Origin of the sequence: Micromonospora sp. NPDC020750, from assembly GCF_044334565.1 — a bacterium.
Lineage (GTDB): Bacteria > Actinomycetota > Actinomycetes > Mycobacteriales > Micromonosporaceae > Micromonospora.
Genome location: NZ_JBIRTH010000007.1, coordinates 116,314 through 130,211 on the forward strand (window position 1 = coordinate 116,314; position 13,898 = coordinate 130,211).

Consider the following 13,898-nt stretch of genomic DNA (forward strand, 5'->3'; position numbering starts at 1 on the left):
CGCGGGGCCCGGCCGGCGGGAGGACTCCGACAGGGACCCCCCGTCAGCGGGGGCGGACGGGGACCACCAGAGGGCCGTGCTCCCCGGGTAGGACGCGGACGGAGGCCCGGTAGTGGGTCGCCAGGAGGTGTTCGGTGAGCACGTCACGGGGCGGCCCGGCCGCGGCGACCCGACCGGCGGCCAGCAGGACCATCCGGTCGGCGTACTCGCCGGCCAGGGAGAGGTCGTGCATGGTGGCGAGGACGGTGAGGCCGTGCTCGCGGCGGAGCTGGTCGACCAGCTCCAGCACCTCCTGCTGGTGGCCGATGTCCAGGGCGCTGGTCGGCTCGTCGAGCAGCAGCAGGGTGGCCCCCTGGGCGAGCGCCCGGGCCAGGAAGACCCGCTGCCGCTCGCCCCCGGAGAGGGTGGCCAGCTCACGGTGGCCGAAGCCGTCCAGGTCGAGGCGGTCCAGCACGTCCCGCACAGCGGCCAGGTCGGCGGCAGACTCCCGGCCCAGCGACGGGATGTACGGGGTCCGGCCGAGCAGCACGTAGTCGAAGACCGACATGCCGGCCGGGACCACCGGGGACTGGGCGACGGTGGCCAGCACCCGGGCCCGCTCGCGGCGGCGCAGCGCCTCGCTCGGCGTACCGAACAGGGAGATGGCCCCCGGCGCGGGCAGCAGGCCGCCGACGGCGCGCAGCAGGGTCGACTTGCCGGCGCCGTTCGGGCCGATGACGGTGACCCACCCGCCCGGCTCGACGCGCAGGTCGACGCCGCGCAGGACCGGCGCACCGTCCAGGGTGACGTGCAGGTCACGCACCTCGACGGCGGGTGCGCCGGGCGGCGGGCCGGCGGGGGCGGAGGCGCTCACGTGAGCACCCGGCGGGCGGTGCGCAGGACCAGCACGAAGAACGGGCCGCCGAGCAGCGCGGTGACCACGCCGATCGGGATCTCGGCGGGGGCGGCGGCGGTCCGGGCGACCACGTCGGTCAGCGCCAGGAACGCCCCGCCGAAGAGCAGGGACAGCGGCAGGACGACCCGGTAGCTGGACCCGGCGAGCAGCCGCACGGTGTGCGGGACGATGATCCCGACGAAGCCGATCAGCCCGGACGCGGAGACCGCGGCGGCGGTGCCGAGCGAGGCGGCGGCGATCAGCAGGTACCGGGAGCGCTGCGGGTGCAGGCCGAGGCCCCTGGCCTCGTCGTCGCCGACGGACAGCACGTCCAGCTCGCGGCGGTGCAGCAGCACCACGACCGTGGTGAGCAGGAAGTACGGCAGAACCAGCCGGACGTCGTGCCAGCCGGCGGTGGCGAGCCGGCCGAGCAGCCACGAGTAGACCTGCTGGATGGTGTCGGAGTTGCGCTGGAGCAGGTACGTCTGCCCGGCGGAGAGGAACGCGGACACGGCCACCCCGGCCAGGATCAGCGTCGCCGTCGAGCGTTCCCGCCCGCCGGCCGCCCCGAGCAGGTAGGTCATGGCGACCGCGCCGAGCGAGCCGACGAACGCGGCCAGCGGAATGGTGACCGGCAGCCCGGTCAGCGCGCCGCCCGCCCCGGCGCCGAGGGCGATCACGGCGGTGACCGCGAGCCCGGCCCCGGCCGCCACCCCGAGCAGGTACGGGTCGGCCAGTGGGTTGCGGAAGACACCCTGGTAGCAGCCGCCGGCCAGGGCGAGCAGACCGCCGACCAGCAGCCCGAGCACCACCCGGGGCAGCCGCAGCTCGGTGACGATGGCGATCTCGCGCTCGGTCAGGCCGCTGTCCAGGCGTACCCCGGGCAGCAGGTTGAGCAGCTCGGCGGCGACGCTGCCGGGGGGCAGGCTGACCGGGCCGAGGGAGACCCCGGCGACGAGCGCGATCAGCACGGCCACCACCCCCGCGGCCAGCCAGCCGGGCCGCAGCCCGGCCGGCCGGCTCACGGGGGTGGGGGTCGGTGCTTTCCGCACGGCGGTGGGCCCGCTCAACGCCCGCCGTCCAGGGTCACGCCGGCACCTTGGCCACGGCGTCGACGACGGCCCGGAGCAGGTCGACGACCCGCGGGCCCCAGCGCGAGGCGACGTCGTCGTCGAGGGCGACGACCTGGTTGTTCTTGACGGCGGTGACGCCGGCCCAGCCGCTGCGCCCCTTGACCGTCTCGGGGCTCTGCTTGCAGCACTTGGTGTCGGCCAGGAAGACGAAGTCGGGGTTCGCCTTGACGATGATCTCCTGGGAGAGCTGCGGGTAACCGCCGTTGCGGCCGTCGGCGTCCGACGGGTCGGCGATGTTCTCCAGGCCGGCGAGGGCGTAGATCGAGCCGATGAAGGTTTTGCTGGTCGCGCTGTACAGCTCCGGGCCCAGCTCGTGGTAGTAGGTCAGCTTCGTCGACCGCTGCGGCAGGTCCTTGGTCAGTTTGGCGATGTCGTCCTTCATCCGCCGGACCACGTCGGCCGCCTCGGTGGGGTGGCCGGTGAGCGTGCCGAGGTCGGTGAGCTGCCGGTAGGAGTCCTCCAGCGTGACCGCCGCCGGGGTGAGCAGCACCGGGATCTTCAGCGTGGTGAGCTGCTCGACGATCTTGTTGGTGTTGCCGGAGAGCACCACCAGGTCGGGGCTCTTGCCGGCGATCGCCTCGGCGTTCGGCTGGAAGCCGGACAGGTCGCTCTTCGGCGCCTCCGGCGGGTGGTTCGACTGGTCGTCGACGGCCGTGACCTGCTTGCCTGCGCCGATGGCGAAGAGCATCTCGGTCGCGCTCGGCGCAAGCGAAACGATCTTCTCCGGACGCTTCTCCAGCGTCAGCTTGCCGACGGTGGCCGGGAACGCGGCGGCCTCCGAGCCGCCGCCTGCGGCGGGGGTGTCGTCGGAGCTCTTCTCGGCGCAGGCTCCGAGCGCGAGCGCGGCCACCGCGAGGGTCACGGCGAAGAGCCGGGGGGTACGTCGGAACACATGTCCTCCTGTCGGTCGAGGAGCGTGGTGCTTCGCCGACAGGAGCCGTGGTGCGGATGCCCGTCCGCGAGGCGCCCTTCCTCGAGAGCGCGTGTCGCGACCGCGCCGCAGGCGACCTGGCTCGCCACACACGGCGGCGTCGGCCGACCGGCCGACGCCTGGAAGGAGCCGGCCGTCGTGGCCGGTCCCACGCCCGCCCCGGCAGGGGCGGGACGCCACGGGTGGGGCATCACAGTTGCGGGACAGCGCCGGATTCACACCGGATTCGCTGCGGAATGGTCGGTGTCACGGTAGCGCACGTTCCGCGCACACCTGGCTGAGCCAGGAGCCATCTCTCTGCGCGCACGCCCCGTCACGGGGTGGGGCCCGGCCCGGACCCCACCCCGCAGGACGGTCAGGCGCAGTACTGCGCCTCCTTGTTGATCACCCGGTACGGGCAGTCGGCGTACTCGGAGAGCAGCAGGACCGCCTCCTTGTTCCGCGAGGTCTGGGCGGGGATGATCTCGTCGGGCGGGTAGAAGCCCCCGCCGCTGCCGGACGAGCCGGGGTACATCTCGAAGGTGTACGCCCAGATGCCGTGCGTCGCCCACATCCAGTCGAGACTGTCGCCGTCGGTGATGTAGAGGTCGCTCGACTGCTCCGGGGTGTACCCGTTGGTGGCCGCCATCCGCTGGCCGAGCGTGGCGAAGGTGCTGTACTGGTCGGCGGTCATCCCGGTGGTGGTGTTCGCCGTGGTGTAGCCGAACGGCCAGAGAATGAGCTGCGAGTACGTGTGCCAGTCGATGTTGGCCTTGATCTGCTGCACCCCGCCGACGACCCGGCTGTTGACGAAGTCGCGCATCGCCCGCGTCTCCGGGGCGGAGAAGGCCGACGGGCCGCGGTAGGTCAACGACGACGCGGAGCCGGACGAGCCGCCGCAGCAGCCCCACTTGTAGCCCCAGTTCCGGTTCAGGTCGGTGCCGACCGCCGTCGAGCCGCTGTTGGGCTGCCGGTTCTTGCGCCAGGACCGGTACGACCCGGTGGCGATGTCGTACTCGCTTCCGTCGGGGTTGACGGTGGGAACGATCCAGATCTCCCGGGAGTTGACGATATTGGTGACCCGGGAGTCGCTGCCGTAGCTGTCGGTGAACAAGTTGAGCAGGTAGATCGCCATCTCGACGGTCAGGTGCTCGCGGGCGTGCTGCTGGGAGTTGAACAGGATCTCCGGCTCGGCCTCGTCGGTGGCCACATTGTCGGAGATCTTCACCGCCATCAGGTCCCGGCCCTCGTGCGACCGGCCGATGCTGGTCTTGCGCGCGATGGTCGGGTGGTCGGCCACCACCTTGTTGACCGCGGCGGTCAGCTCGGCGTAGTCGTGGTAGTTCGAGTCGGCGGACGGGAAGCCCAGGGTGCCGATCTCCCCGGCGGGGGCGGCCGGGACCACCTCCTTCTCGAGCCGGAAGCCGAGCTGTCGGATCGCCGCCGCCTCGTCCGTGGTGGCCGAGACGTGCAGGATGCCGTGCTCGCTGGAGTCGATGGCGGCGCCGGTGCGGGCCACCGCGTTGCGGTCGGCCAGGGTGCGCGGGCCGAGCACCCGGTACTCGGCGGCGGCCGGCTCGGCGGTGCTCTCCGGGGCCGGTCGCGCGGAGACCGGGCCGGTGGCGACGGTGAGGCCCAGGCCGGCGGCGGTGGCGAGCACCAGCGCGCGACGCAGGCGGACGGGGGTACGGAAGGCCATGGACAACCTCCTCAGGGCACGGGGTGATCCCGTTCTGTGAGGCACACTTCACCACCTGTCACATGGTCATATCAATATGTTTCGCTTCTTTCCCCATCCCGACCTGATCCTCACATCGGCAACGGTTTTCCATCCCTCAACATCTGGCGAAACTTCCCTCCAAGCGGGATAGTGACCGGCAAGTATGCCCCCCGACCCGCCTCACTTCGCGGAGATCCCATGGTCAGCAGAGCCCTGCGCGCGGTCGCCCTTGCCGGCGTCGCCGCGCTCGCCCTCGGCGGCGCGGCCGTCCCCGCCCCCGCCAGCGCCCATCCCCCCACCGTCGCGCACGACGAGGAGATCACCTTCCAGGAGTGGTCCCGCTACCCCGACTGGCGCTCCGGCGACCACCGGGGCACCCGGGCCGTCCCCGGTCACCGCACCGGGATCACCATCGGCCGACCCGCCGGCACCACCGAGTTCACCGACGAGCACAGCGGCACCACCGCCACCTGGGAGTACGCCACCTGGACCTCGCCGCGCACCAGGATCGGCTTCGACGCCAGCGAGCTGGTCGCCTCGTGGAACGCCGAGACCCCGGCGGGCACCTGGATCCAGGTCGAACTCCAGGGCACGTACAACACCGGTAACCAGACCCCGTGGTACGTCATGAGCCGCTGGGCCTCCGGCGACCAGGACATCAAGCGGGCCACCCTGGACGGTCAGGGCGACCCGTGGTCGAGCGTGTGGACCGACACGTTCTCGATCGACGACGCCGAGGCCGGGGTCCTGCTGCGGTCGTACCAGCTGCGGGTCGGCCTCTACCGCAAGCCCGGCCTGAAGGCGTCGCCCCAGGTCCGGATGCTCGGCGCGATGAGCTCCAACGTCCCGGACCGGTTCACCGTCACCCCGAGCCGGGGCGGGATCGCCTGGGGCACCGAGCTGGCCGTCCCGGCCCGCTCCCAGATGATCCACAAGGGCAACTACCCCGAGTGGGGCGGCGGCGGCCAGGTCTGGTGCAGCCCGACGTCCACCACGATGGTGCTCGAGTACTACGGCAAGCTGCCGTCGGCGCAGGACATGTCCTGGATCACCCCCGGCTACATCGACCCGCAGGTGGCCCACGCAGCCCGGATGACCTGGGACTACGAGTACGAGGGCTCGGGCAACTGGCCGTTCAACACCGCGTACGCGGGCAGCTTCTCCGGCATCGACGCCCGGGTGACCCGGCTGCACTCCCTCGACGAGGTGGAGCGGTTCATCAAGGCCGGCATCCCGGTGATCACCTCGCAGTCCTTCCTCGCCACCGAGCTGGACGGGTCGAACTACGGCACCGCCGGCCACCTCTTCGTGGTCGTCGGCTTCACCGCCGACGGCGACGTGATCGTCAACGACCCGGCGTCGTCGACGAACGCGGAGGTGCGCAACGTGTACAAGCGGGAGCAGTTCGAGCAGATCTGGCAGCGCACCAAGCGCTACCGGGCCGACGGCACCGTGGCCGGCGGATCCGGCGGCATCGCGTACCTGGTCAAGCCGGCGAACCGGCCCTGGCCGGTGGTCCGGGGCTCGACCAACTGGTAGGAAAACGGCACCGGGCCCGGCTCGTCCCCAGGGACGGTCCGGGCCCGGCTCGCGCTCAGGGACGGCTCGCGCTCAGGGACGGCTCGCGCTCAGGGGCGCTGGTCGCCGGGGCCGCCCTCGGCGGGCTGGTCGTCGCCGGCCAGCGCGGAGCGCAGCCGCTCCTTCTCGGCCCGACGCCGCTCGGCGGCCTCCGCCATCTCCCCCGCCATCTCGTCCCGCCAGCCCCTGAGCAGGAAGAACGAGAGCGTGGCGGAGAACGCCAGCGCCAGCATCAGCTGCAGGAAGATGTTCATCCCGACCGGCCAGAGCGCCACGAAGACCACCACGAACAGCCCGATCCGGCCCAGCGTGTACTTGACCGCCGCGCTCACGTTCGCACTCCGTTCTCCGCCGGCTCGCCGGCGGGAGGATTCAGCCGCCGGCTCGCCCGGGCGGGAGGGTTGTTCAGCCCGTCCGCCGGGCCAGCCAGTGAACGCCAGGAAACCACACCACCGCGTAGACCACGGTGAACGCGGTGGCCGCGAGCCCGCCGGACACCATGGGCGGCAACCCGTCTGCCAGGCCGGCCACCAGCAGGCCGCCGACCACGGCGAGCGCGGCCGCCGCCAGGGCGGCCACCACCCGGGCCGCACCGAACTCCCAGGCCCGGAAGTCCTCCCAGTACAGCCAGGCGGGCAGGATGATCGCCAGCCAGCCGTTGGCCCGGCCGAAGTCACCCGCGCCGACCGTGGCGAAGCCCCAGTCGAGCAGCAGCAGGGCGAGCAGGCCGATCACCATGCCGGCGAGGCTCACCCCGAGCAGGTCGCCGAGCGCGACGACCCGCCCCTGGGCATCGCGCCGGGGAAACCCGCCCTGGTCCGGCTGACTCGACTCGCTCATGGCATACCAGGGTACGGGCCGGTCAGGCCCAGACCTGCTGCGGCTCGGACCGGCGCTCGGCCAGCGACGGGGCGGCGTCGTACTCGCGGACGACCTCGTAGCGGGTGTTGCGCTCGACCGGACGGAAGCCGGCGTCCCAGATCAGGTGCAGCAGGTCGTCCCGGTGCATCGTGTTCGGGGTGCCGTACGAGTCGGCGTCGTGGGTGATCTTGTATTCCACGACCGAGCCGTCCAGGTCGTCAACGCCGAAGTTCAGCGAGAGCTGGGCGACCGAGAGGCCGTGCATCACCCAGAAGTTCTTCACGTGCGGGATGTTGTCGAACAGCAGCCGGGAGACCGCGAAGGTCTTCAGCGACTCGGCCGGTGAGGCCATCGTGGTGCGGGCCTGGATCCGGTTGCGGACCTTGCCGTCCGCCGAGTCCACGAAGTCGTGCTGGTAGCGCAGCGGGATGAAGACCGCGAAGCCACCGGTCTCGTCCTGAAGCTCGCGCAGCCGCAGCACGTGGTCGACCCGGTGCCGGGGCTCCTCGATGTGGCCGTAGAGCATCGTCGCCGGGGTCTTCATGCCCTTCGAGTGGGCCAGCGCGTGGATCCGCGACCAGTCCTCCCAGTGGCAGGCGTGGTCGACGATGTGCTGGCGGACCTCCCAGTCGAAGATCTCCGCGCCACCGCCGGTCAGCGACTCCAGGCCGGCATCCATCAGCTCGTCGAGGATCTCGTCGGCGGACAGGCCGCTGATCTTCTCGAACCACTGCACCTCGGTCGCGGTGAAGCACTTGAGCTTGACGTTCGGCAGCGCCGCCTTCAGCTCGCGCAGCACCTTCGGGTAGTAGCGCCAGGGCAGCGTCGGGTGCAGGCCGTTGACGATGTGCAGCTCGGTGAGCTGTTCGTCCTCCATCTCCTTGGCCTTGCGGACCGCCTCGTCGATGCGCATCGTGTACGCGTCCTTCTCGCCGGGCTTGCGCTGGAAGGAGCAGTACGCGCACGACGCCGAACAGACGTTGGTGAGGTTGAGGTGCCGGTTGACGTTGAACATCACCCGGTCGCCGTTCAGCTCGGTGCGCCGGTGGTGGGCCAACCGGCCCAGCCAGGTCAGGTCGTCGCTGTCGTAGAGGGCGATCCCGTCCTCGCGGGTCAGCCGCTCCCCCGCGTACACCTTCGCTTCGAGCTCACGCTTGAGTCCGGCGTCCATCGAAAGCCACGTCCCTTCCACCTGCGGTCCGGTCGAGCCTACGTCGGGTCTCCGACGGGATGTCTGCCCGGTCGGGCACAGCGACGTAGTTCACCGAACTCACAGCCGGTCGTTACCCGTTACCGCATCGACATCTTTGCTCGGGTGCGGTAAGACAGGGTGGGGCGCGCCACAGACCAGGTCGCGCCACCGCCGCCGCGCCGACCGCGCGCGGTCAGCAAGCACGCCGGACGGGGAGCGGAATGGTGCAGAGCCAGCAGAGCCGACGACGGCAACGACGGAGGCGTCCGCTGTTCTCTCCGGTGCTTCGACCGATGCTCTGGTCCGCCCTGCTCAGCGCGGTCGTCACGGCCGCGCTCGCCACCCCCGCGTACGCCGAGCCGCCGCTGCCCAACGTCGTCCCCGACACCGGGTCCCGCCCGGTCCCCGCCGTCGGGTTCCAGTTGCCCGGCGTGAACGGCTCCGGCAGGTTCCCCGGCACGGGCAGCCCCGCCACGCCGTTGGCGCCCCTCGGCAACGGTCCGCTCGCCGCCGTGATCGCCGCCGCCGAGGCCCAGGTGGGACTCCTCGGTGACCAACTGCTCGGGCTGCGCCAGACCCGCACCGAGGCCGAGGCCCAGCTCGCGACCGCCGACCAGGGCCTCAAGACGGCCCGCGACGGCCTGACCAAGGCCCAGGACGGCGCCGACACCGCCGCCGCGGGCGCGTTCAAGGCCGCAGCCGCGTTGCCGCCCGGCGAGTTCGCCCGAGACCTGCACGGCCTCAACATGCTCACGCAGATCACCCGGGGCGAGCAGGCCGACGGCGCCACCACCGCCGCCGCCGGCGAGCTGGCCCGGGCCCGCGCCGCCGAACAGCTCGCCTACCAGGCGTGGATGGCCGCCGACACCCGGGTGCGCACCGTCCGGGAGCAGTACGTTGCCGTGGAGAAGTCGCTCCGCGAGCAGGAGGCGAATCTGCTCAAGCTGCGCAAGGACAACGCCGCGCAGCTCATCGAGCTGGAGCGTCAGCAGGAGGCGGTCGAGCAGCAGCTCGGCGCGTCGTACGTCCAGGGGCAGAGCACCAACGGTCTCACCGCCAGCCCGGTCGCGCTGGCCGCGGTGCGCTACGCCTTGGCCCAGCTCGGCGACCCGTACGTCTGGTCCGAGGAGGGCCCGGACGCCTTCGACTGCTCCGGCCTGATGTGGGCCGCCTACCGGTCGGCAGGCTACCGCCAGCTCCCCCGGGTCTCCCGCGACCAGTACTACGCGACCCGGGGCCGGGCGGTGAGCCAGGGAGCCCTACTCCCCGGTGACCTGCTCTTCTTCGCATCCGGCAGTAGCTGGACGACGATCCACCACGTCGGGATGTACATCGGCGGCGGCAAGATGGTCCAGGCCCCGACCACCGGTCAGACGGTGAAGATCTCCACAGTCGGTTGGTCCCGGCTCTACGCCGCGACCCGGGTGGTCGGTGCGGTGCCCGGCACGCCCGCGCCCACGCCCACGCTTCCCACTCCGAAGCCCACGAAGCCCACGAAGCCGCCAACCACGCCGAAGCCCACGCTTTCCCCCACGCCGACGAAGTCCCCGACGCCCAAGCCGCCGACGAAGTCCCCGACGCCCAAGCCGCCGACCCCCAAGCCGACGACCCCGTCCGCGCCGCCGTCCAGCTCGTCGCCGAGCCCGTCGCACTCGCCGTCGCCGAGCCCGTCGGACACCCCGCCGCCGGTGCCGACCACCCAGTCCAGCAGCCTGGCACCAAGCGACAGCGCCTCGCCGACGGCGTCGACGACCGAGGCCGGCTGAGGCCAACCGTCCACTCCGGCTGTGCGGCCTGGCGGGAATGTGGCACCGTGACACCCAGACACTTCCGGCCCGGCGCCACGGGTGCGGGGGCGAGCGCGGGCACGGAGGACGACCATGGGCGAGCAAGAGGTTCCGGCGGAGACTGTCGGCCCCGGATCCACGCCCGGCCCCGCCGACCGCGCGGCCGGCACGGAGGACGCCCGGGCCCGTACGACATCGGGTGACGACCCGGCGGTGACACCGGGCCGCTCCCGCGACCCGTCCGGGCCGACCGGGCGGGCGGCCGTGCCGGCCGGGGCCGCGCGGGCCCGGGTGAGCGTCGCCACCGCCGCCGCCCCGCCGCAGGGGGTCACGTTGCCGGCCGCCGCATCGGGCGGCGGGACCACCTACCGCACGGGCACGTCGTCGTCCGGTGCCGCCCCCGTGCCGGCGCCGGCTCAGCCCTCGGCCACGCCTCCGGACCAGCACCGCCCCGCCGCGCCGGCGACACCGTCGTCCTGGTCGGGTGCCGCCACGGCCGAGCGGCGCACCACCGCGCCCACGACGGGTGACGGCGTCCCCACCCCTGAGCCCGCCGACGGAACCCCGGCAGCCCTGGCCGGCAACCTCGCCGTGGGCCACGGTGACGCCTCCGACGCCGCTACGGCCGGCCCGGTGACCGCCCGGCCGGCACCCGTCGTGCCGGCCCAGCGCAGCGGCGATGCCGCGCCCGCGACCGCCCGGGCCAGCGCCTCGGTGCCTGGCCTGAACCGGGTCTCCACGCCCGAGGTGGGCGGGGCTGCGAGGAGCGCCGGTTCTTCCCGGGGCTCCGGCGGGACAACGCAGGGCAGCGCCAAGGTGTACCGGTCGACCCCGGTGAGCCCTGAGCCTCCCGAGCCGGCGCGTCCACCGGCGCCGGCCGAGCCACCGGCGCCGCCCGTCCCGCAGCCAGAGCCCGCCCCGGCGCCGGCCCCGCCGACGCCGGTCCCCGGCCCCACCCCGCCGTCGCCGAATCCCCCGGTTCCCGAGCCGACGCCGCCGGGCCCTGGCCCGATCCCACCCGTACCCGGGCCTGGCCCGGTCCCGCCCGTACCCGGCCCTGGCCCGATCCCACCCGTACCCGGCCCTGGCCCGATCCCACCCGTACCCGGCCCTGGCCCGATCCCACCCGTACCCGGCCCTGGCCCGATCCCACCCGTACCCGGGCCGCCGGTGCCACCGCCACCGCCACCCGGCCCGATGCCGGCACCGCCGTTCCCGCCGCCGCCGCTGACCGCGGCGTCGGCGTCGGCGTCGGCGTCGGCGTCGGCGTCGGTGCAGTTCCTCCCCGGCCGGCCGGCCTCCGCACCGCCGGCTCCGGACGCCGGCACGGACTGGCCTGCGCCAGCGGTGGGCACCCCGGGCCCGATCGCGGGCGGGCCGCCACCGGCGGGCCGACCGTCGTCCGCACCGCCGTCGTCCGCACCGCCGGTCTCCGCACCGCCGGTCTCCGCACCGCCCCCGGTGGTCCCGGCTCCCGCGCTGCCGGCCTGGCCGCCGCCCGAGCCGGCCTCCCATCGCGGCAACCCCACAGGCCGTCCGGGCGCGCCGGGGTCGTCGACGCCGGGCCAGCCGGTCTCCGGCGTGCCCGCTCCCACCGCCGGCCGACCGACCCCCGGCCTGTACGGCGCCGCCGCGACGACCGCCTGGCCGGCGACGCCGACGACCGGGGTGCCGGGCGGCAGGGCCCCCGCCGGGCCACCCGGCCTGCCGGAGCCGGGGACCGCCGACCTGGCCAGCACCGCGTACGGCACCGAGGGGCCGGGGTTCGCCACAATCTCGCTGCCGACGGGGGCCGCGCTGGACAACTCGGGCTCCCTGACCGGGCACATCCTCGCCCAGGGCTGGACGGACGCCCCGACGCCCCGGTCGAGCACCACCAAGGTCGTGGCCGTCCTGGCAGTGTCGCTCGGCCTGCTCGTCGCGATCAGCGTGTTGGTCGTCCTGGTGGCCGGCGACGCCATGGACGGGCTGGTGGGGGGTTTCCTCAACAAGTGACGCCGGGGGCGATGGTGAGCCCGACCACTACCCCTCGCGGCGCGGTGGCAGGTTTGCCGGGTCGCCGTACACTTGTGTCGATCACTGACCTTTGGCGTGCACGAGGCGCGCCCATGGGCGATCTTGCGGGCGATTCGGCGGCGTACAGCTGCGGCAGGCCATCGCGAAGATGCGCCCCGCTCGAAAGGCATTTCTTGACCACCTTTGCTGACGCCAGCACGTTCCCGTCCGCCTTCGACGCCTCGGCCGGACAGACCCATCCGGCCGGCACCGGTGACGCCGCTGTCACCACCGCCCCCGAAGAGCCCACCCCGGCCGCCGTCGACCTTGACGCCGCCGCCGACGCGACCTCGGCCGTCGAGGTCGACGCCATGCCGGAGCCCAAGGCCGACTTCGCCGCCCTCGGGCTGCCCCAGTCGCTGGTCCGGGCGCTCGACCGGCAGGGCATCACCACGCCGTTCCCGATCCAGCGGGCCACCGTTCCCGACGCGCTCGCCGGCCGGGACGTCCTCGGTCGGGGCCAGACCGGTTCCGGCAAGACCCTCGCCTTCGGCCTGCCGCTGATCGCCCGGCTCGCCGAGCGCAACCGGGCCCGCCCGCTGCGCCCGCGGGCCCTGGTGCTGGTCCCCACCCGGGAGCTGGCCATGCAGGTCAACGACGCGCTCGTGCCGCTCGGCAAGGCGGTCGGGATCTTCCTCAAGACCGCTGTCGGCGGCGTGCCGTACGACCGGCAGATCGACGCGCTCCGCCGCGGGGTGGAGATCGTGGTGGCCACGCCCGGACGGCTGGGCGACCTGATCAACCGGGGCGTCTGCCAGCTGGACGACGTCGAGGTGACCGTGCTCGACGAGGCCGACCAGATGGCCGACATGGGCTTCCTGCCCGAGGTCACCGAACTGCTGGCGAAGACTCCGGCCAGCGCCCAGCGGCTGCTCTTCTCGGCCACCCTGGACGGTGACGTCGACTCGCTGGTCAGGCGGTTCATGACCGACCCGGTCACCCACTCGACCGCCCCGGCCACCGCCGCCGTGTCCACCATGGACCACCATCTGCTGCTGATCCCGCCGCACGAGAAGTTCGCCGTGACGGCCTCGATCGCCGCCCGGTCCGGCCGGACCATGCTCTTCGCCCGGACGCAGCTCGGCGTGGACCGGTTGGTCGAGCAGTTCGCCGCCGTCGGCGTACGGGCCGGTGGGCTGCACGGCGGGAAGACCCAGAGCATGCGGACCCGCACCCTCGCCGAGTTCCGCGAGGGTCGGATGGACGTGCTGGTCGCCACCGACGTGGCGGCCCGGGGCATCCACGTCGACGGGGTGTCCCTGGTGCTGCACGTGGACCCGCCGAAGGACCCGAAGGACTACCTGCACCGCGCGGGGCGTACCGCCCGGGCCGGCGAGTCCGGCGCGGTGGCCACCCTGGTGCTGCCGAAGCAGCGCCGGACCACCCTGGCGATGTTGGAGAAGGCCGGGGTCGAGCCGACGGAGAGCCGGGTCCGGGCCGGTGACCCTGTCCTGGCCGAGCTGACCGGGGCCCGCGAGCCCAGCGGCGTGCCGGTCCGCGCCGAGCCGTCGGCGAACCGCCGGAACGGCGACCGCCCGTCCGGACCGCGCCGGTTCGAGGACCGGGGCGAGCGCCGCTACGGGGACCGCCCCACGGGCGAGCGCCGCTACGGCGACCGGCCCACCGGGGAGCGTAGCTACGGCGACCGCCCCACCGGCGAGCGCAGGTTCGGCGACCGCCCCACGGGCGAACGCCGCTACGGCGACCGGCCCACCGGGGAGCGTAGCTACGGCGACCGCCCCACCGGCGAGCGCAGGTTCGGCGACCGCCCCACGGGCGAACGCCGCT

General features: G+C 73.4%; 10 protein-coding genes and 1 pseudogene. 4 read left to right on the forward strand and 7 right to left on the reverse strand.

Annotation, left to right across the window (positions count from 1 at the left end; translation table 11 throughout):
• Positions 1 to 43: 43 nt before the first annotated feature.
• The 4 genes and pseudogenes from ACH4T9_RS21865 to ACH4T9_RS21880 form a co-directional block, all read right to left on the reverse strand.
• On the reverse strand, positions 44 to 853 hold the full coding sequence (locus tag ACH4T9_RS21865) for an ABC transporter ATP-binding protein (protein ID WP_396671572.1): 810 nt from the start codon (positions 851 to 853) through the stop codon (positions 44 to 46).
• A complete protein-coding gene (locus ACH4T9_RS21870; RefSeq protein WP_396671573.1) occupies positions 850 to 1,926 on the reverse strand; it encodes a FecCD family ABC transporter permease in 1,077 nt (358 codons plus the stop codon). Before ACH4T9_RS21870 ends, ACH4T9_RS21865 begins: the two co-directional genes overlap by 4 nt.
• A gap of 34 nt (positions 1,927 to 1,960) precedes the next feature.
• Positions 1,961 to 2,899 carry an ABC transporter substrate-binding protein gene (locus ACH4T9_RS21875; RefSeq protein WP_396671574.1) on the reverse strand — a complete coding sequence of 313 codons (939 nt, stop codon included), beginning with the start codon at positions 2,897 to 2,899 and terminating at the stop codon, positions 1,961 to 1,963.
• 400 nt (positions 2,900 to 3,299) lie between these two features.
• A pseudogene (locus ACH4T9_RS21880) lies at positions 3,300 to 4,616 on the reverse strand (M14 family metallopeptidase); the annotation flags it as partial.
• A 219-nt stretch (positions 4,617 to 4,835) separates the two neighbouring features.
• Between ACH4T9_RS21880 and ACH4T9_RS21885 the strand changes: the two are divergent.
• Positions 4,836 to 6,176 (forward strand): peptidase C39 family protein, encoded by a 1,341-nt coding sequence (locus tag ACH4T9_RS21885; RefSeq protein WP_396671575.1) that lies wholly within the window; start codon positions 4,836 to 4,838, stop codon positions 6,174 to 6,176.
• An 89-nt stretch (positions 6,177 to 6,265) separates the two neighbouring features.
• On the opposite strand, the gene ACH4T9_RS21890 is transcribed toward ACH4T9_RS21885, so the two are convergent.
• The 3 genes from ACH4T9_RS21890 to mqnE form a co-directional block, all read right to left on the reverse strand.
• Complete coding sequence (locus ACH4T9_RS21890) at positions 6,266 to 6,547, reverse strand: DUF4229 domain-containing protein (RefSeq protein WP_387020696.1); 282 nt, start codon at positions 6,545 to 6,547, stop codon at positions 6,266 to 6,268.
• 73 nt (positions 6,548 to 6,620) lie between these two features.
• Entirely contained in the window at positions 6,621 to 7,055 is a 435-nt protein-coding gene (locus ACH4T9_RS21895) for a hypothetical protein (RefSeq protein WP_396671576.1), read from the reverse strand.
• Positions 7,056 to 7,077: 22 nt separating this feature from the next.
• Positions 7,078 to 8,247, reverse strand: a complete 1,170-nt coding sequence (gene mqnE, locus ACH4T9_RS21900) for an aminofutalosine synthase MqnE (RefSeq protein WP_161689024.1) — start codon at positions 8,245 to 8,247, stop codon at positions 7,078 to 7,080.
• A 242-nt stretch (positions 8,248 to 8,489) separates the two neighbouring features.
• Here mqnE and ACH4T9_RS21905 point away from each other — a divergent pair, with 242 nt between their 5' ends.
• The 3 genes from ACH4T9_RS21905 to ACH4T9_RS21915 all read left to right on the forward strand — a co-directional run.
• Complete coding sequence (locus tag ACH4T9_RS21905) at positions 8,490 to 10,034, forward strand: C40 family peptidase (RefSeq protein ID WP_396671577.1); 1,545 nt, start codon at positions 8,490 to 8,492, stop codon at positions 10,032 to 10,034.
• Positions 10,035 to 11,636: 1,602 nt separating this feature from the next.
• On the forward strand, positions 11,637 to 12,050 hold the full coding sequence (locus ACH4T9_RS21910; protein ID WP_396671578.1) for a hypothetical protein: 414 nt from the start codon (positions 11,637 to 11,639) through the stop codon (positions 12,048 to 12,050).
• Between the two features lie 371 nt (positions 12,051 to 12,421).
• The coding region (locus ACH4T9_RS21915; RefSeq protein ID WP_396686858.1) for a DEAD/DEAH box helicase at positions 12,422 to 13,898 on the forward strand (1,477 nt) is incomplete at its 3' end.

What these genes read in the sequence shown, in the direction of transcription:
- ACH4T9_RS21885 (WP_396671575.1), top strand. Translation starts at nt 4,836, where the DNA reads ATGGTCAGCAGAGCCCTGCGCGCGGTCGCCCTTGCCGGCGTCGCCGCG.
- ACH4T9_RS21895 (WP_396671576.1), bottom strand. Translation starts at nt 7,055, where the DNA reads ATGAGCGAGTCGAGTCAGCCGGACCAGGGCGGGTTTCCCCGGCGCGAT.
- mqnE (WP_161689024.1), bottom strand. Translation starts at nt 8,247, where the DNA reads ATGGACGCCGGACTCAAGCGTGAGCTCGAAGCGAAGGTGTACGCGGGG.
- ACH4T9_RS21905 (WP_396671577.1), top strand. Translation starts at nt 8,490, where the DNA reads ATGGTGCAGAGCCAGCAGAGCCGACGACGGCAACGACGGAGGCGTCCG.